Origin of the sequence: Psychrobacter sp. JCM 18900, assembly GCF_904846625.1 — a bacterium.
Lineage (GTDB): Bacteria > Pseudomonadota > Gammaproteobacteria > Pseudomonadales > Moraxellaceae > Psychrobacter.
In genome coordinates this window covers 41,377-58,531 of record NZ_CAJHBL010000006.1, presented here as the reverse complement: position 1 = coordinate 58,531, position 17,155 = coordinate 41,377, and the positions used below count along the sequence as shown (strand labels likewise).

Annotated in this window: 17 protein-coding genes; 9 read left to right on the top strand and 8 right to left on the bottom strand. The window is 43.6% G+C overall.

Annotated elements, in window-relative coordinates:
• The first annotated feature begins 312 nt into the window (after positions 1-312).
• Together JMX96_RS11550 and JMX96_RS11545 are read left to right on the top strand one after the other, a co-directional pair.
• Positions 313-1,965: a DUF4139 domain-containing protein gene (locus JMX96_RS11550; RefSeq protein ID WP_201569182.1), complete on the top strand. Its 1,653-nt coding sequence runs from the start codon at positions 313-315 to the stop codon at positions 1,963-1,965.
• Between the two features lie 108 nt (positions 1,966-2,073).
• On the top strand, positions 2,074-2,895 hold the full coding sequence (locus tag JMX96_RS11545; RefSeq protein ID WP_201569180.1) for an NRDE family protein: 822 nt from the start codon (positions 2,074-2,076) through the stop codon (positions 2,893-2,895).
• Positions 2,896-2,986: 91 nt separating this feature from the next.
• Here the strand turns inward: JMX96_RS11545 and JMX96_RS11540 are convergent, their stop codons facing one another.
• On the bottom strand, positions 2,987-3,505 hold the full coding sequence (locus JMX96_RS11540; protein ID WP_057761956.1) for an RNA pyrophosphohydrolase: 519 nt from the start codon (positions 3,503-3,505) through the stop codon (positions 2,987-2,989).
• A gap of 475 nt (positions 3,506-3,980) precedes the next feature.
• Between JMX96_RS11540 and JMX96_RS11535 the strand changes: the two genes are divergently transcribed.
• Positions 3,981-4,394 (top strand): OsmC family protein, encoded by a 414-nt coding sequence (locus tag JMX96_RS11535; RefSeq protein ID WP_201549050.1) that lies wholly within the window; start codon positions 3,981-3,983, stop codon positions 4,392-4,394.
• A gap of 11 nt (positions 4,395-4,405) precedes the next feature.
• The gene (locus JMX96_RS11530) at positions 4,406-4,834 is read left to right on the top strand and encodes an MAPEG family protein (RefSeq protein ID WP_406947838.1); all 429 of its coding nucleotides are present in this window, start codon (positions 4,406-4,408) and stop codon (positions 4,832-4,834) included.
• A gap of 217 nt (positions 4,835-5,051) precedes the next feature.
• On the opposite strand, the gene JMX96_RS11525 is transcribed toward JMX96_RS11530, so the two are convergent.
• The 7 genes from JMX96_RS11525 to JMX96_RS11495 form a co-directional block, all read right to left on the bottom strand.
• Positions 5,052-6,086, bottom strand: coding sequence for a tRNA dihydrouridine synthase (locus JMX96_RS11525; RefSeq protein ID WP_201569178.1), 1,035 nt, complete (start codon positions 6,084-6,086; stop codon positions 5,052-5,054).
• A 75-nt stretch (positions 6,087-6,161) separates the two neighbouring features.
• Complete coding sequence (locus JMX96_RS11520) at positions 6,162-7,661, bottom strand: UvrD-helicase domain-containing protein (RefSeq protein ID WP_201569176.1); 1,500 nt, start codon at positions 7,659-7,661, stop codon at positions 6,162-6,164.
• Positions 7,662-7,877: 216 nt separating this feature from the next.
• The gene (gene tatC, locus JMX96_RS11515; RefSeq protein WP_201569174.1) at positions 7,878-8,765 is read right to left on the bottom strand and encodes a twin-arginine translocase subunit TatC; all 888 of its coding nucleotides are present in this window, start codon (positions 8,763-8,765) and stop codon (positions 7,878-7,880) included.
• Positions 8,765-9,499, bottom strand: a complete 735-nt coding sequence (tatB, locus tag JMX96_RS11510) for a Sec-independent protein translocase protein TatB (protein ID WP_201569172.1) — start codon at positions 9,497-9,499, stop codon at positions 8,765-8,767. Before tatB ends, tatC begins: the two co-directional genes overlap by 1 nt.
• 26 nt (positions 9,500-9,525) lie before the next feature.
• The gene (gene tatA, locus JMX96_RS11505; RefSeq protein WP_057761945.1) at positions 9,526-9,765 is read right to left on the bottom strand and encodes a Sec-independent protein translocase subunit TatA; all 240 of its coding nucleotides are present in this window, start codon (positions 9,763-9,765) and stop codon (positions 9,526-9,528) included.
• Positions 9,766-9,970: 205 nt separating this feature from the next.
• Complete coding sequence (gene hisI, locus JMX96_RS11500; RefSeq protein ID WP_201569170.1) at positions 9,971-10,828, bottom strand: phosphoribosyl-AMP cyclohydrolase; 858 nt, start codon at positions 10,826-10,828, stop codon at positions 9,971-9,973.
• A 170-nt stretch (positions 10,829-10,998) separates the two neighbouring features.
• Positions 10,999-11,442, bottom strand: coding sequence for a thioesterase family protein (locus JMX96_RS11495; protein WP_201569168.1), 444 nt, complete (start codon positions 11,440-11,442; stop codon positions 10,999-11,001).
• Between the two features lie 435 nt (positions 11,443-11,877).
• Between JMX96_RS11495 and rpmI the strand changes: the two genes are divergently transcribed.
• The 5 genes from rpmI to JMX96_RS11470 all read left to right on the top strand — a co-directional run bounded on the left by rpmI (position 11,878) and on the right by JMX96_RS11470 (position 17,037).
• On the top strand, positions 11,878-12,075 hold the full coding sequence (gene rpmI, locus JMX96_RS11490; protein ID WP_057761939.1) for a 50S ribosomal protein L35: 198 nt from the start codon (positions 11,878-11,880) through the stop codon (positions 12,073-12,075).
• A gap of 119 nt (positions 12,076-12,194) precedes the next feature.
• The gene (rplT, locus tag JMX96_RS11485) at positions 12,195-12,551 is read left to right on the top strand and encodes a 50S ribosomal protein L20 (RefSeq protein WP_011281252.1); all 357 of its coding nucleotides are present in this window, start codon (positions 12,195-12,197) and stop codon (positions 12,549-12,551) included.
• 327 nt (positions 12,552-12,878) lie between these two features.
• A complete protein-coding gene (gene pheS / locus JMX96_RS11480) occupies positions 12,879-13,934 on the top strand; it encodes a phenylalanine--tRNA ligase subunit alpha (protein ID WP_201569166.1) in 1,056 nt (351 codons plus the stop codon).
• A gap of 188 nt (positions 13,935-14,122) precedes the next feature.
• Entirely contained in the window at positions 14,123-16,522 is a 2,400-nt protein-coding gene (pheT, locus tag JMX96_RS11475) for a phenylalanine--tRNA ligase subunit beta (protein WP_201569164.1), read from the top strand.
• 215 nt (positions 16,523-16,737) lie between these two features.
• Positions 16,738-17,037 (top strand): integration host factor subunit alpha, encoded by a 300-nt coding sequence (locus JMX96_RS11470; RefSeq protein ID WP_057761935.1) that lies wholly within the window; start codon positions 16,738-16,740, stop codon positions 17,035-17,037.
• The last annotated feature ends 118 nt before the right edge of the window (positions 17,038-17,155 follow it).

The window sequence follows — 17,155 nt, the reverse complement described above, 5'->3', positions numbered from 1 at the left end:
AATTGAGCAATAATTAAGTTCTGTTTAATATATTCATTAATTTAGTGCAGGATGGTTAATAAATTGCACCATAAAGGGGAGATGAACAAAAAAATGGTGCAATCCAGAAAACCAAATTTTTAAAATTGCATAGCTATCATATGAAGAGATTTATCGTTAAAAGTGCTTATTACTAAAAATGCTGTCTGCCAAAAGCATTTATTGCCAAAGACCTGCAAAACGGCTACGGTAATATCTCTAAGATAGTTACTATTTTGCGCGTTGAGCCAATGCGTGGCTGCCATGATGGATTTTACTGCTAAGGAATGATGTATGAACGCACAATTAACGGATTCGCCTGTCTCAACAGGGCATGGCAGCGTATTGCCGCCACTTAATCAAATGACCAGATTTGCTATCTTGCCATTTGTACTTGGTAGTAGTGGCATCTTGGGGTTGTCTTCGGCACAAGCGGCCACCAGTAGCGTCGAGCAAGTGACCATTTATCAGGGGCTAGCGAGCGTGACGCGCGCATTGCCAGTCACAGGTAGCGGTGAGCAAATGGTGGTGTTTTCCTGCCTTTCACCTTATATGGATAAAGAAAGTCTAAGCGTACAAGCGACAGGTAGTGTCAACGTTGGGGAAGTCAGTATCGAAGAGCTGACAGGTGAGCAGGCAGCCCAATGTCAGTATCAAGGTGACGCCAAGGTACAGACGCAGCAAAATACCCTAGCCAATATCAATGCTGAATTAGAAGCGGCACGGTTAGCAAAGGCCTACTTGCAGAATTTGACCAAAGCCACGCAAGTCAATACAGCTAGTACGATTGCCAATAATGCCCGCGATATAGAAACTCAAGCGACCAGTATTAACCAAAGAATTCTAGAGATTCAACAGCGACAAGCGCGTGCCCAAGACGCACTGAATCAACTGATGGCAGGCAGCACGACATCGACCTTTAACAAGGTGACACAGGTGAGTGTACGTACGGCAAGCCGCTCGCCAAGTAGTATTAAGTTGCATTATCAAGTGCAAGGTGCAGGTTGGGAACCTGCGTATCAAGCTCGCCTAAACACAAATAGTGATCAATTGAGTATCACAGCATCTGCGATTATTGCTCAGCAAACTGGCGAGAACTGGACAAACGTACCACTGACACTCAGCACCGTGAACCCCAATCAAAGTACGACAGGGCAACTGCCGTATGTACAGCGTCTGTCATTGTATGAAGAGAGCGAAGATTCTCGAGTAAGACGTGAGCTACCTATGATGGATACTTCTCCTGTTATGATGGAAGAGCCTGCTTATAACAAAGGAGCAGGGGCAACTATGGCGCCGCTACCTAATTTTACGGTCAGTAGTCAAAATAAAAATGGCATCATCGAGTATCGTTTACCGCAGTTGGTCAGTATTCCGAGTGACGGGAGACGGGTACGAACCGTGATTGGGGAGCAGGCAGGTAATAGTAAGCTCTGGATTCGCAGTACGCCAAGTGTTGAGACTGCTGCCTACTGGTATGCATCAGCGCCGTTTTTGACGCCAGATTGGGTCGATGGTTCGCTACAGCTGTACCGTGATGACAATTATGTGGGTCAGTCGCGTTATAATTATCAAGTGCTAAAAGAGCAGGGGATTGGGTTTGGTCGTGACTCAAATATGCTCGTAAAAGAGCTGACCAATGAAGATAAGCAAGGTGAAAAAGGCGTGCTAAACCGTACGCAAACACTGACGACTACCAAGGCCTATCAGTTTACCAATCAGCACAATCGTAGCGTACGCTTACAAGTACTGGGCAGTGAACCTATCAGTCGTGACGATAGTTTAAAGGTTGCGGTGACGCATACGCCGCCTGTGACTGAGCGAGATTGGAATGACAATCAAGGTATGGTGGCGTGGGAATTTAACTTACCAAGTAAACAATCACAAGTAATACGTTCAACCTCCCAAATTAGTTATCCTGCCAATAAGTTGCTAACTGGCAATTAATAAGTACTATCTATAAAGGCTACCTTATTAATAGGTAAAGTCTGAAATAATATTTTTGCCTTTATTAAAAATTACTCGCATAACGAAAATTATTATAAAAGGAAAGCTATGTGTATTGTCGCTATTGCTTGGCAATTATTTGATGAGTTACCACTGGTACTACTGTCTAATCGTGATGAGTTTTTGCAGCGCCCAACTGAGCCGCTCCACCAGTGGTCTGACCAACCTATTTATGCTGGACGTGATAAGCAAAGCGGTGGTACGTGGTTAGGCATTCATCAGCAAGCGTCACCAGCGCAGAGTTCAGAGTATTATGAACAAAATGGTCGTTGGGCTGCGGTATTGAACTTTCGTGACGGTGTACAGGCAAGCAGTGATGAGCGCTCACGTGGTGCGTTGGTCACTGAATTCGTGACAGGGACTCTAAGTCCAATGGATTTTGCACGGCAGATTGATTTGCAAGATTATGCGGGTTTTAATCTGATTATTGGTGATGCTGTGCAAGCTGTGATCGTCAATAATCGTGGTCATGCACCCACGCCATTATATGCAGGTCTACATGTTATCTCTAACGGACAACCAGAGGACAGCTGGTTTAAGACAGAGCGGTTGCGCGGGCGACTACGTCAAGAAGTGCTGCCATTGATTGCGGAGGATAGTTCGCCTGCGTACTGGCAAGCGGCGGCTTTTAATGTCTTGTCAGATAGTATCAAAGCACCAGAAGACAAACTGCCTATTACTGGCGTGGCATTTGAAGTGGAGCAAATGCTATCGTCTGTTTATATTGAACCCGTCGCTTTTGGCGATACCAAAACCAGCAAACCTACTTATGGTACCCGCACTCAAAGCATCTTAACGTTGCGCAAAGAGAGCGATGCATATTGTATTGCTAATATTATTAGCCGAGATTTTGACAGTCATTCAAAGTGACCGTTAATAGATAATAAAAAAACACCCACGGTAATTGCTAACATTCTAGCTACTATCGTGGGTGTTTTGCATTGTACTATTGAGTGACTCATTACATAAGCAGGTGATTATTTTGCTCAGGAATGATCAGCTCTTGCTTTAGGGGGAGTTCGCGTACCAACTCTTGTAAGGCACGACGATAAACGCCTCGTTTAAAGTGAATCACTTGTCCGAGTGGATACCAGTAGCTGACCCATTGCCAATGGTCAAATTCAGGTTTCCCTTCATCAAAGCGGATATGTTGAGTGTTTGGCTCATCTAAGCGTAGCAAAAACCATTTTTGTTTTTGCCCAATACATAAGGGATGCTGACCATGACGTACATAACGTTTTGGCAAACGATAGCGCAACCAGTCTTGCGTGACTGCCAATAAGTCTACATGACGCGGATGTAATCCGACCTCTTCCCAGAGCTCGCGATACATTGCATCCATCGGCGTCTCCCCGCGGTCGATACCACCCTGCGGAAATTGCCAAGCGTTGTGACCAATACGTTTTGCCCACAGAACCTGCCCTTGTGTATTTGCCAAGATGATGCCGACGTTGGCGCGAAAGCCGTCTGCATCTATCATGACTAAACCTTTTAATTTGTTTAAAAATAGCTTGTTTTGACTTAAAACCGTGATAGCAATCGTAATTATTATAAGGTGATTGTTATCGATATTCGCTCAAAACAAGATTCATTGCCGTTATTAAACCAAGAAACAAGCAAAATGTGTAACAGTATTTTGCTATAAAATGTTTCACGAGTTTTACCTTTTAAAATCAAATATTTATAAACAAACTTTTGTAGGTTTTTATACAGTATTTTTAGGCAAGTATCGAAGAGTAGTAATAGGCGTATGGACATACGATTATTCAGTAAACTATCGAACTTCAATATTCTGATATGTATAAAGTGGTAAAAGCATAGATTTCACTGGCGAGCTAACAGCAAAACAATGAGCCTATAAAATCTTGCTTTGGCTTATGCTACACTAGCTGGGCAATATATCATTCACACAATAATAATAGGCAATACGCCATTTAAAATAAGGAACATCTACAATGTCAGAATCAAAAGCAAGCGTCATATGGCAAGAGAATAAAGCCTTTATGGGTGTGTCACCATCAGGACATAATGTACAAATCGATGCTGATAAAGAAAAAGGCTCAAGCCCGATGGAGCTGATTTTGCTAGGACTAGGTGGTTGCGCCAGTTATGATGTCGTAGAGATTTTACAGAAATCACGCCAAGCAGTGACGGATGTACGTTGTGAGCTAACCGCCCAGCGCGCTGAAACCGTACCAGCGGTCTATACCGATATTCATATGCATTTCATTGTCACTGGTCAAGAGGTCAAAGAAAAACAAGTCGAAAAAGCCATCCAGTTATCAGCAGAAAAATACTGTTCTGCCAGCCGTATGTTAGTAGCAGGTGGGGTCAATATCACCCATGATTTCGAAGTGGTTGCAGGCTAGGGACTTATATAATGATAAGTGCATTCTTTGAGTTGGTAACTGATAAAGTGGCGTCTGCCATTTTGGCCATGGTGGTAGCAAGTCTATTGCCATGGGCGGTGTCAATCGTTGCAAAAGTATCTGGTGGCTTTAGAATCAGAAATAATGCACATCCTCGCGAATTTTTTCAAAATGCGACAGGCATGGCAGCACGTGCTAATGCAGCACAACAAAACAGCTATGAAACCTTGCCAGTATTCTTGGCAGCAGTATTGGTAGCTATGCTTTTCTTTGTACCGCAATCGATTATCAACGTATTGGCTTGGCTGTATGTGATGATACGAATTGGTTTTTGTGTGGCGTATATTACTAATTTGGCAATGTTCCGCTCTATCCTCTGGGTATTGTCAATGGCATGCTGTCTGATGCTATTTTATTTAGCGATACGAGTCAGCGTCTAGGGCATGTCCTCAATTCAAACGACAGTTATCTAAACGGATTAAAAATGGCTAAATTTTGCCAAACAGCGTCAAATCGCTTGCTAGTATCTCGATATTATCTACGCTATTTTTCTCGTTTGACGGCAATTTATCTCATTTTTATCTCCATTTTTGAAATGAGGACACACCCTAGTAAAAATATCCGTAACTGCCAAAACGCTCAAATACAAGCAGGTGATTAATCTCGTACGCTTGCTTGTAGGGCGCTAATAATAACCACTTTATTTTTTTCTCGTTTGATACCTTCCCACACTGTTTGCGCCTCAACATAGCCTTTGGTAAGCATTCCTAACCATTGCTTATAGCGTCCGACCAATACCACGTCGTTCTTTGCCTCACCTTCCAAAAACTTAATCTGATGGGCAATCAAATCTTGCCATGACAATGTAGCCGTATTCTCTACGCTGTCAGTACTTTTTTCAGTATCATTATCAACCTGTGCCACTAAATCAGGACGCGTTACTGCGCCGCGACCTAACATTAAATGCGGTGTACCTGCTTGCGTCATACAATTTTGCGCATGCTCAAAGTTCCAAATTTCTCCATTGGCAATGACTGGAATATCGAGCGTATTAAAGCTCTGGATTTTGTCCCAATAGGCGGGCGGCTTATAGCCTTGGGTCTTAGTGCGTGCATGAATGGTTAGCCAATCAGCACCGCTAGAAGCAATCGCGCCGCGAATATCATCCATGCGACTGGTATCGGTATAGCCCAGACGAATCTTAGCTGATACTGGTATATGGGCGGGAACGGCTTGGCGTACGGCACTGATAATCTGATACATGGTTTCAGGTTCATCCAGCAGTACTGAACCACCGCGATGGCTGTTGACCGTTTTTGCAGGACATCCAAAGTTGATATCGATAGCAGGCGCACCAAGCTCACAAGCGTACGCGGCGTTTTCGGCCATAAGCTGTGCTTCGCTACCCAAAATCTGTACATGAATGGGCGTACCAGAGGCCGTTTTGGCATCATGATGTAGCTCAGGCACATATTTATAAAATACATGCGCAGGCAAGACGTGCTGAGTGATACGAATAAACTCACTAACCGACCAATCATAAGGACGACCCAAGTCAGACGCAATTTGAGTTAAGATTTGACGCATTAATGGATCGGTCAAGCCCTCCATTGGGGCGAGCAAACGCACTGGAGCCGCAAATAACTGATTAATGGTATTTTGACGCGTTTGAAGTTGTTGGCTATTATTCATGCTGGTGATTCACTGCTAAAGGGTCGTTATAAGAGAGATTGAATAAAACTTGAGGCTGACAGAGGTGTAGGGTAATTAAGTATTACCAAAAATCACTTTTTTGCCCGTCTGTAATCCTGATATCAAGTCTTTAATATTGTGAATATCCAAATTGCTTTGCGCACGCGTGCAAGCAACATAAAGCAAACGCAGCTCTTCTGGACTGATCTTGACCGCATTGGTGGTCACATCATAGTAAAAATCATCATCTAACTGCACTTTTCCCCATTCGAGCCCTTTGGCTTTATGAGCGGTAGAGATGACATAATCAGCATTTTCAATGCTAGTCAGACTATTGACCGCTTGGCTCAAGACGTTGGTCCCATGGTCATCGACCAGTTTAACCAGTGTTTTGAGATCGCTACCCTCATTGGTTTCGGCATATTCTTGCACATCACCCCAGTTATAAAAATACGCCAGCTCAGGTACACCGTAAGCCGATTTACCATTTTTTAAGTTTTCGGCTGCCTGACAGAATTTGAGCATACGATCGGTATCTGCTTGCAACGCCACGCGATGCCCGTGCTTTAATCCTGTCAATAGTTGCGACATGGCAGCAGCATTGGTACGGCACAAAATAGCATCTTTTTTGCTATGTACCATGCCCTTATCGGTAGAGGACTGTTTATTCGGATTGCCTTTTAGCGGTACCTCCTCCTGTAGTGCTTTTAATAAGGTATTGGCCACTTCTGCAATCGGCTCACCAAAGCGAAAAGACTGTGTCAATAACGTCTGCGGCAATGGCAGTTTTTTCATCGCATTGACCGCGCCGCGCCATTCATAAATCTGCTGATGCGCGTCGCCCACATAGATGACTTGTCTCGACTGCTGGGTCAAGATACCCATCATCAAGGGATCGGCATCCTGTGCTTCATCAAATAAGATAAAGTCTGCTGGGATACTAGGCTTAGATAGTGCCCAAAGCTTAAGATAAATATCATGGCCAATACCAGCAGGATGACGCGCATCAATCGACTGTAACCAACGCTGCTCGACAGCAGGGTAGAGCATCTCGCGTAACTGTTCTGCATCTGAGTCATCGAGCCAGCTTGGGAATAGTATGTGCCTTGGCGCAGGGTAGCTAGCATGCGTGCTACAGAAGTTACTGACCGCGTCGCTGACGAAACGCGATAGTCGTGCTGGCGTCAGCGTAATGTATTTATTAACCCCATCCATCTGCCGACGCACTTGCACAGGCTGTAGTCCCAAATCATCACCGAGACGCTTGGGTGAAAAGCGCGGCAAAGATAGCTTGGCGGTAATATCACGAGCAACATGACGATAAGCTAATGAATGAAAAGTACGGCACTCTACATGCGGCGGAAACTTTGAACGAGCATCATTGGCAATAGCTTTGTTAAAAGCCAGATATAGTCCGCGGCCACGTAAGCGCTCACCGATTAGCTTGAGCGTCGTTGTCTTACCGGCGCCGGCATAAGCAACCACTTTAAACGACTTGTGATCCATCGCCATATTCAGCGCGCTCAGCTGCTCGTCAGTGGGATCGCTCATATAAGCTGGCATAGATGCGGACATAATAAAGCTACCTAAATACAAAAATTGATTAAAAATAAAAGGGGCAAAAAAAGCCACTGGGTAAACAATGGCTTATAGATGATGGTGATGCTAAAACGTGATAATAAGCAATCAGCTTACTAATGAGGCAAGAATAAAACGGTGTAATGGTAGTTTAACGCATAGCTATATGTAATCAATAACTTTATTTTAGTCTGGATTAGACTGATAAGTGTTTTATTCTTTGTCTGTCGACACGAGAGTAGGACTGGGCTCTTCTTTGATTAAAATCTTCGCCAAAAACAAACCAAGCTCAAACAACAACCACATCGGAATCGCTAGCATGAGCATCGATACGCCATCTGGCGGCGTGACAACGGCAGCCACAGCAAAACAGCCTACAATGATATAACGACGTTTTTCTTCTAAGCTCTGAATGGAGACAATACCTGCCAATATCAATAGCAAAGTGACAACTGGAATCTCAAACGTTAGACCAAATACCATAAATAATTTTAAGGCAAAACTGAGATAGCTGTCGATATCCGTCATGGGTAGTACGTTTTGCGGGGCAAACATGATAAAGAACTTTAAGACCCCTTTGAGCACAATAAAGTAAGAAAAAGCCACGCCAGCATAAAACAGAAATATAGAAGATAGCAGTACTGGAATAGCGATTTTCTTTTCTTTCTTATACAGACCGGGCGCTACAAATGACCAAATTTGATAAAGAATGTAGGGCATCGCCAAAAATGCAGCTACAAATACGGTCAGACGTATCGGTGCCATAAAGTTTGACGTGATATCGGTGGCAATCATGGTTGAGTTGGCGGGTAACTGCGCAACCAGTGGATCAGACAACAAGTTATATAGCTCGCGCGAATAGCCGACCAAACCTAAAAATATTATCAGTACTGCCACACATATTTTGATCAAATGCCGACGCAGCTCAATCAAATGCTCGGTAATAGGCATATCAGCCAAAGGGCTTAAAACATCGTCTGATGATTCGTTTTGAGTGCTATCAGTTGTTGCTTTATTGTCTTGATCAATGCCATCTAAAGCAGGAGTATCTGAAACAGCGATTTTCTCTTGACGACTTTTTTTGCGCTTGAATAATGGCATCAATCAGTCTCCTGCTTATGGTCAGAAGTCTGCATGTTGGCAGGACTGTTGAGTAGGGCGTCCGCTTTATAGTTTGGCACATATGGCGGTATTGGGAGCCGACGTGCTTTGTCATAAGCACCCAGTCGAAACCACATGTTTTCCCATGGACGGGTAGTGATGGTCTGAACAACTGGCGCTGCCTTGGCGTTGTCACTCACATTTGGATCATCTACATTTGGATCATCTACATTTGGATCATTTATATTGCCACCGCTGTGACCGCGCTTCGATAATTGACCATTTTCTAATGTATCTGGCTGCTTGTCAGTGGCATAAGCATAGTCGAATGCTTTTGGCGTGGCTGGTTGCTGCTTCTGTGTGCGGTTATTTTCATGAGCTTCGTCACCCTTGCTGTTTTCAGCATTCGCAGATGCTTCAGATGCTTCAGAAGCTATCGAAGCAGGGCTATGTGAGCTTTCAAAAGCTTTCATATTGCCGCGCATTTCAGCCATCTCACGCCTCATTTCAGCTTCAGTCTGGCGAATTTTGGCGAGTTCTTTTTGCATTTGCTGGCGTGTCTCAGCCAAGTCAAGCTCAGCCTCTATTTCAGACTGCAATGTTGAGACTGTGCGGCGAATTTTGGCGTACCATTGCCCAGCCGTGCGCGCTGCCTGTGGCAGTTTTTCTGGGCCCAGTACGATTAGGGCGATAACGCCAAAGAGAAGTAGTTCAGAAAACCCGATATCAAACATAATGGTCCGATGTCACTGTTTAGATGCTATACGTTATGTTTATCATCAACCTTGGTGGTTGAGCGCTCTTCAGTGTGTGCCGTTGCATCGTGGTCAAGAACCGCGTGTTTTTTGGCATGCTCTGTATTTTCATCTTTAACAGCTTCTTTGAAGCCTTTCACAGCACCGCCCAAATCTTTACCAGCATTTCTGAGTTTTGAGGTGCCAAACACGACAACGACAACGACCAATAGTATCAGCCAATGTGTAATAGAAAAACTACCCATAATGGTATCCTTGTGACCTAGTTTTGTGTCTTGGTTTTCAGTCTTTATATGCCTGCTTTTAGTTTGCAAAAAGGTCCAACTAGCAAACAAAAAGCATCGACATATAATGCGAGATAAAACAGAGCTATATTATAACCTGCACTTATTACAAATAGGTGAAAGCAACAATAATCCAATAAAATAGACGTTTATTTTTTATTTAGGCTTATCTAGCGGCTTTTTCATCGATACCGGATAACCCAAAACGTCTGCCTAGCTCATTTAACACAGCATCCGACTCTATATCAAACCATGCCAGCCCAACCAAGGTATGGAACCAGACATCGGCGACTTCATAGATCAGCTCATGACGCGCTTCATCGTAGCTTGCTTTGTCTGTACTCTCATCGCAGTTAGCAAAATCTTTGGCAGCGATGATGCTCTCTGTGCTCTCTTCACCGACTTTTTCTAATATCTTATTTAATCCTTTGGCATACAGACTGGCCACATAAGAGCTGTCGGCATCGGCTTGTTTGCGCTCTGCTAATACGCTATCAAGCTGCTGCAATACAGAGGTTTTATCGACTTGCGCTTGAGCTGTATCAGATTGTGCTTGGATGGTATCAGAGTCAGTATTCGCACCAGTGTTTTCAGTTTCATGAGTGTCGCTAGTAGAGTCATGAGAATGATAAATATCCGCAGGGTCTTTTAGTACTTTATCGACGGTTTGCCATTCAGGCGTTTGGCCTGATAAATCCAACCGCTGATAAAAGCAAGACTCACGTCCCGTATGGCAAGCAATACCGCCAGCCTGAGTGACGCTAAGCACAATCACATCTGCATCACAGTCTAGACGAATATCATGCACAGTTTGCGTATGACCTGATGACTCACCTTTATGCCACAGCTTGGCACGCGAGCGTGAAAAATAAACCGCTGTTTGTGTTTGTGCAGTGAGCTGTAATGCTTCTGCATTCATCCACGCCATCATCAAAATACGACCTGTCTGATGATCTTGAGCAATTGCAGGAATCAAACCATCATCATTAAAAGTTACGGCAGTCAGCCAAGCAGGTAAAGTCATAATGTATTTGTCGTCTTATAGGTAGAAAGTGAAAAAGAGTGATAAGCAATTATACTACTTATGATTAAAGCGGGGAGATTATCTGAAATGCTCTGCAATATGATGTCAACTAAATGCGCTATAGAGTGCAAGTATGCTAAATGACAGCATACTATTTATGACAAGCGATTCTACAGTCTAAATAAATGCGGATACAGCGCTTCTTTGATCGTGTTATCAAGCTTGGTCACTTTATTGAGGTTAAAGTCGTAACCTCTAAAATGCTGGCGCGCTTTTGCTACTATCTCGCCCGTGTGCATCCGAGCGACCTTTAGGATTATATTACCGCCATTATCATATATTGGCTCGACACCAACTTCAAATAACAATTCTTCTCGTACGCGGATACGGCTCACAATATCTAGCTGCAATTTATCAATAATTAAGCCTTGATGGTCTGCGTTGATTTCTTTGACACCTTTAGCGTATAGAAACCTTAGCCGTGCTTCGGACAATACCGCTGTCAGAGATTCGACTGTCATATGCTGTCCTGCGTCGGCTTCCGTATGACGTACACGCATCACTGTCTCAAAAACAAACAAGTCGTCGTCGAATACTAACTCTTGTTTTGACACACTGTCTCCTAGAGTGATGGCCAAAGATTGTTTTATTTGTCGCGCTATATGTTGGCAGCATTGTTATCGTTATAGCTATACATTACAGTCTAAGTATTCATGGTGAAAAAGCGGGTTTTAATAGTGTTTATATGAAGATATAGCTCAGTCTCTACTTAAGCACAGCTTAGGCTGACATTCAATCTATTTGGATAAAAATCAGCCGTTTTATTAAGGCTTTTAAGAGAGCTGCTATCGCTTATTTGATGCTGATTACTTGTCTATATTGTCTACTAAAACCTCGCCAAAACTTTACTTGGCAAAACAAGGCACTATCTGCTAAAATAGCGCCTCCCACCTCGAGGCAAATAGAGGTTTAGTGGTTATTTATATAACGATTATTCAGTATAACTATTTGACGACCAGGTTCTAAAACAGAAAAAGAGGCAAATCATCATGAAAGTTAAGATGAAAACCAGAAGCGGTGCAGCTAAACGCTTCAAAAAAACAGCGAATGGCTTCAAGCGTAAGCAAGCATTCAAAAGCCATATTTTGACCAAGAAATCAGCTAAGCGTATTCGCCAATTGCGTGGTCTTAAGTTGGTGCACAAGTCTGACGAAGCAGCAGTTCGTCGTATGTGCCCATACATTTAATAGCCTACCGTCATCTATCTTTGATTGAAAATATTTGACTTTGCAATCTGACAATGATGTTTGTTATTTAACGGCATCATCACTCGCTTAACAGTGATTAAAAAATCTTGGAGTAAATTATGGCCCGTGTAAAACGTGGTGTACAGGCAAATCGCCGTCACAAAAAAATCTTAAAGCGCGCAAAAGGCTACTACGGTGCCCGTTCACGTGTTTACCGCGTAGCGGTACAGGCAGTGACCAAAGCTGGTCAATATGCTTATCGTGACCGTCGCAACAAGAAACGTACTTTCCGTCGTCTTTGGATCGCACGTATCAATGCTGGTGCACGCTTAAACGGCTTAAGCTATAGCCGCTTCATCAATGGTATGAAAAAAGCAAACATCGCAATCGATCGTCGCGTTCTAGCAGACATCGCTATGCATGATGCAGCGACTTTCACAGCATTGGTCGAAAAAGCAAAAGCGGAATTGGCCTAAATATTAACCGTCCTTTAGGTATGATGCTTTTAAATAATTATTTATAAGCAATTGTCTAAATGGATAGGACTAATATTGATTAATAGTATGATATTAATAAAAGCTACCGCTGGTCGGTGGCTTTTTTTATATTAAATTATTTTAAGCGTGCTCTATATTGAACTTTTTCGAGCAAAAATACGCTTATTATCGTCTAAATATTCAAGCCATTCTTATAACCAGCCTTTATATCAATCTTTTATATAAACATAACTGGATAAATGGTTTGCAATATTTGGTCAAATCCCTACAATTAATAGTCCGTTCAAATCAGGAATAATGCGTCTTATGACTAACCCTGCTGCCACCAACGACTTGTCGGCGCTACCGACCTTGTCTTCAGAGCTCAATGAGCTTAACGAAGCTCAGCTTACCAAATTTGCAAATGCTGCTGAAGCTCTAATCCTACAAGTAACTGATGCGCGTACACTGCAAGATTTGCGTGTGCAATTGACTGGTAAAAAGAGTCCGTTAACGGGCTGGTCAAAGCAGATGGGCAAGCTCGATGCTGATGATAAAAAAACTTATGGCGGTTGGTTGCATCAAGTACGTAGCCGCATTCAGCAAGCACTGACAGACCAACAGCAACAACTAGAAGTCGCAGCACTTAATGCCAAGCTAGAAAGCGAAAGCATTGATATCACTTTGCCTGCTCGCGGTGGTCAAAAAGGTCATCTGCATCCAGTAACTATGATTACTCAGCGTATGCAGCAGTACTTTATTCAAGCGGGTTTCAATGTCGCAACCGGTCCTGAAGTCGAGAGCGACTACTATAATTTTGAAGCGTTGAATATCCCGTCGCACCATCCTGCGCGCGCGATGCATGATACATTCTATTTTGATGCGCATTATCTATTGCGTACGCATACCAGTCCTGTCCAGATTCGTACCATGGAAAAAAATGAGCCGCCGATTCGCATCATTTGCCCAGGTCGTGTTTATCGTAATGACTCAGACCAAACTCATTCGCCGATGTTTCATCAGCTAGAAGGCCTTATGGTCACCGAGTCGAGCACTTTTGCTGAGCTAAAGGGCTTAATCAGTGAGTTTCTAGAAGCGTTTTTTGCCAAAGAGCTGACCGTACGTTTCCGTCCGTCGTTTTTCCCATTCACTGAGCCGTCTGCAGAAGTGGATATCTTAGATGACAATGGCAAGTGGCTTGAAGTAATGGGCTGCGGCATGGTGCATCCACAAGTATTAACCAATTGCGGTATCGATAGCGATAAATACACTGGCTTTGCTTTTGGTATGGGTATCGAGCGCTTTGCGATGCTGTATTACGGTATTGATGACTTGCGCTTATTTTTCCAAAATGACGTGCGCTTCTTAAAGCAATTTGGCTAGAGTTTTCCTTATATCTATATAGTCAGTTTAAGTTATTTTAGATGCAAGGAAGGCGAGTGAAAGTGCTACAAATCGTAGACTGAGCGAGCCTGACGCTGTATCTAATTTATATAGGATTGACTATAGCAAGCGAATTCGCCAAGCTTTACTCCAACATCTTTATTATAAAATTCTGATCCGAGATATTTATGAAAATTAGCGAACAGTGGCTACGTCAGTGGGTAAACCCTACAAATACTAGCGAACAGTTAGCCGAACAGTTGACTATGGCAGGCCTTGAGATTGATGATCGCTATGCGGTTGCCCGTGCTTTTAGCGGTGTGGTTGTCGGTGAAGTCATCAGCGTTGAGCAGCATCCTGATGCAGATAAATTACGTGTTACTCAGGTAAATATCGGTGACGCTGAGCCATTACAAATTGTCTGCGGTGCTCCTAACGTGACCGTCGGCATGAAAGCACCGGTTGCTACCGTTGGTGCGGTATTGCCAAGCGATGATAAGAAAGGGTTTAAAATCAAAAAGAGTAAGCTACGCGGTGTTGCCTCAAACGGCATGCTATGCGGCGCTTCTGAAATTGATTTAGTCGATGATATAGATGGCTTGCTTGAGTTGCCTGAAGATGCACCAGTTGGTACAGATATCCGTGAATATTTAGGTTTAGATAATCAAATATTGGATATCTCTATTACCCCAAACCGTGGTGATTGCTTTAGCGTACGTGGTATTGCTCGTGAAATATCTGTCATCAACGACTTACCTGTACAAATGCCAGAAATCTCGGCCAATACCTTTGGCACTGCTGCAACGCCAGCCGTGACAGTCGATGCAAAGGAAGCGTGCCCTCGCTATCTGCTGCAGTCGATTAGTAATATTGACCGTAGCATCGATACTCCGAAATGGATGCAAGATGCGCTAGTACAGTCGGGCCTACGTTCACACAATTTCTTGGTCGATGTGACCAACTATGTATTGATGGAGTTGGGTCAACCGTTACATGCGTTTGACGCAGACATGATCGAAGGTGATATCGTTGTACGTTTGGCAAAGCCTGATGAAACCATTACTTTGCTGAATGAGCAAACCGTTACCTTGACGGGTGATGAGCTTGTGATTGCTGATGACAAAGGTGCCTTGGCACTGGCTGGTATCATGGGTGGTCAGCGTAGCAGTGTCACTGATAGCACTACCAATATCGTTGTAGAAAGCGCTTTCTTTAATCAACTCGCTATCGCTGCGCGCGCACGCCGTTTTGGGTTACATACGGACGCATCACAGCGTTTTGAGCGTGGCGTCGACTTTGAATTGCCAGCATTGGCGTTGGCACGAGCTTGTGATTTAATCACCAATATTACTGGCGGGGAAGCAGGTCAAATAGTCACGGCCGAAAACCTTGAGCATTTGCCAGCATGCGCACCGATTACATTGCCAATCGCGAAAGTTCGTGATGTCATTGGGGTTGATATTGAACCAACTGAGATGGTACGTATCTTGACCCAATTGGGTTTTGACGTAAAGCAGCAGAGCGATGCATTAGTTTGCAAGCCGCCATCTTATCGTTTTGATATGAGTATCCGCGAGGATTTAATCGAAGAGATTGCTCGTATCTATGGCTATGACAATATTCCAAGCGTCCTGCCACATTTGCAAGTAAGTATGGATTATGATGATACTGCAGATTTGACGCATGAGATGAAGCTATCATTAGTCGACAACGGCTATATGGAAGCGATTAGCTTTAGCTTTAGTGATGCAAAACTAGAAGCATTGCTTGATGACGAAGCGCTAGGGGAGGTATTGGCACTGGCAAATCCTATCTCCAGTGATTTGGCCGTTATGCGTCGTACTTTGCTATCGAGCCTACTGCCTTGCGTGCAATATAATTTAAATCGTCAGCAGCCGCGCGTACGTTTCTTTGAGACAGGTCTTAGCTTTGTTGGACAAAGCATTAGTGACTTAGTACAAACGCCAAGTATTGCTTTAGTCGCAGTTGGTGATATATGGAGCGAGCAAGCTTATCAAAACCGCGCCTTAGATTTTTATGACCTAAAGAATGATATTGAGCAGCTATTACCAGCGCAAATCGATAGCGCACGTATCCGCTATGAGCGTAGTACGCTTAGTTTCCTGCATCCAGGACAAAGCGCTGAGTTATACATCGATGATATATACGTTGGTTGGTTGGGTCAGTTGCACCCAAATACTGCTAAGCAGTTAGATCTGCCGACTACATGGGTCGCTCAATTGTCACTGGCACCACTATTGACGATTGCACGTGAGCAGCATACTATCAGGACACCAAGCAAGTTCCCACAAGTACGCCGCGATATTGCTATCTTGGTAGACAGTGACATCAGTTTGCAGACACTAGAGACAACGGTGCGAACTGCGGCAGGTAATATGCTGACTGATCTTTGGTTGTTTGATGTTTATCAAGGTGACAAAGTACCAGCAGGCCAGCGCTCACTAGCGTTTGCACTGATATGGCAAGACAGTACGCAAACGCTGTCTGATGAAGCCGTCAAGACTGCCACAGATAAAGTGGTACAAGCGCTAACTGACCAGCATTCTGTACAGCTGCGCGACAGCTAACATTTAGTAAGTATTATACCCAATGCTCTGTAGTCTTTTTACCATGAGGCTACGGAGCATTGCTATTCATAGAATAAGTTAAGTGGTTATTAATAAAGGATTTTAATGAAGACTTTGTTAAAAAACGGTCAAAAAACCTTTATAATAGCTAGCCTTAACCCTCATACCGCTAAACCATGATATTCGACATCACGACATAGCATAGGAGTCGTACTGTGAGCACCTTAACCAAATCTGACATGATTGAGCATTTGATGAGTCACCTAAACCTAACACGCCAAGAAGGTCGTTGTCTGGTGGAGAACTTTTTTGATGAGCTGTCAGAGAGTTTGATTGATGGCAAAGAGGTCAAGCTTTCAGGCTTTGGCAACTTTGAGCTTAAAGATAAAAACAGCCGTCCAGGCCGTAACCCGAAAACAGGGGAGCCTGTTGCAGTATCCGCGCGCCGTGTGGTTACTTTTAAAACAGGGCAGAAATTTCGTCAGAAGGTTGACGAGCGTTTGTTTGATAGCTAATACCTAGTTTGGCACTGCGCTGAACGATAGTGTGTCTGTTTTATCGTGAAATTATAAGAATGCTAGTGCGTATTTGCACTTAGTTATTTTTGCGTACATCTATATATTTCGATATTGC

Excerpts from the sequence above, each read along its gene's own strand:
- JMX96_RS11550 (WP_201569182.1), top strand. The coding sequence starts at position 313 with ATGAACGCACAATTAACGGATTCGCCTGTCTCAACAGGGCATGGCAGC.
- JMX96_RS11545 (WP_201569180.1), top strand. The coding sequence starts at position 2,074 with ATGTGTATTGTCGCTATTGCTTGGCAATTATTTGATGAGTTACCACTG.
- JMX96_RS11540 (WP_057761956.1), bottom strand. The coding sequence starts at position 3,505 with ATGATAGATGCAGACGGCTTTCGCGCCAACGTCGGCATCATCTTGGCA.
- JMX96_RS11535 (WP_201549050.1), top strand. The coding sequence starts at position 3,981 with ATGTCAGAATCAAAAGCAAGCGTCATATGGCAAGAGAATAAAGCCTTT.
- JMX96_RS11530 (WP_406947838.1), top strand. The coding sequence starts at position 4,406 with ATGATAAGTGCATTCTTTGAGTTGGTAACTGATAAAGTGGCGTCTGCC.
- JMX96_RS11525 (WP_201569178.1), bottom strand. The coding sequence starts at position 6,086 with ATGAATAATAGCCAACAACTTCAAACGCGTCAAAATACCATTAATCAG.
- JMX96_RS11520 (WP_201569176.1), bottom strand. The coding sequence starts at position 7,661 with ATGTCCGCATCTATGCCAGCTTATATGAGCGATCCCACTGACGAGCAG.
- tatC (WP_201569174.1), bottom strand. The coding sequence starts at position 8,765 with ATGCCATTATTCAAGCGCAAAAAAAGTCGTCAAGAGAAAATCGCTGTT.
- tatB (WP_201569172.1), bottom strand. The coding sequence starts at position 9,499 with ATGTTTGATATCGGGTTTTCTGAACTACTTCTCTTTGGCGTTATCGCC.
- tatA (WP_057761945.1), bottom strand. The coding sequence starts at position 9,765 with ATGGGTAGTTTTTCTATTACACATTGGCTGATACTATTGGTCGTTGTC.
- hisI (WP_201569170.1), bottom strand. The coding sequence starts at position 10,828 with ATGACTTTACCTGCTTGGCTGACTGCCGTAACTTTTAATGATGATGGT.
- rpmI (WP_057761939.1), top strand. The coding sequence starts at position 11,878 with ATGAAAGTTAAGATGAAAACCAGAAGCGGTGCAGCTAAACGCTTCAAA.
- rplT (WP_011281252.1), top strand. The coding sequence starts at position 12,195 with ATGGCCCGTGTAAAACGTGGTGTACAGGCAAATCGCCGTCACAAAAAA.
- pheS (WP_201569166.1), top strand. The coding sequence starts at position 12,879 with ATGACTAACCCTGCTGCCACCAACGACTTGTCGGCGCTACCGACCTTG.
- pheT (WP_201569164.1), top strand. The coding sequence starts at position 14,123 with ATGAAAATTAGCGAACAGTGGCTACGTCAGTGGGTAAACCCTACAAAT.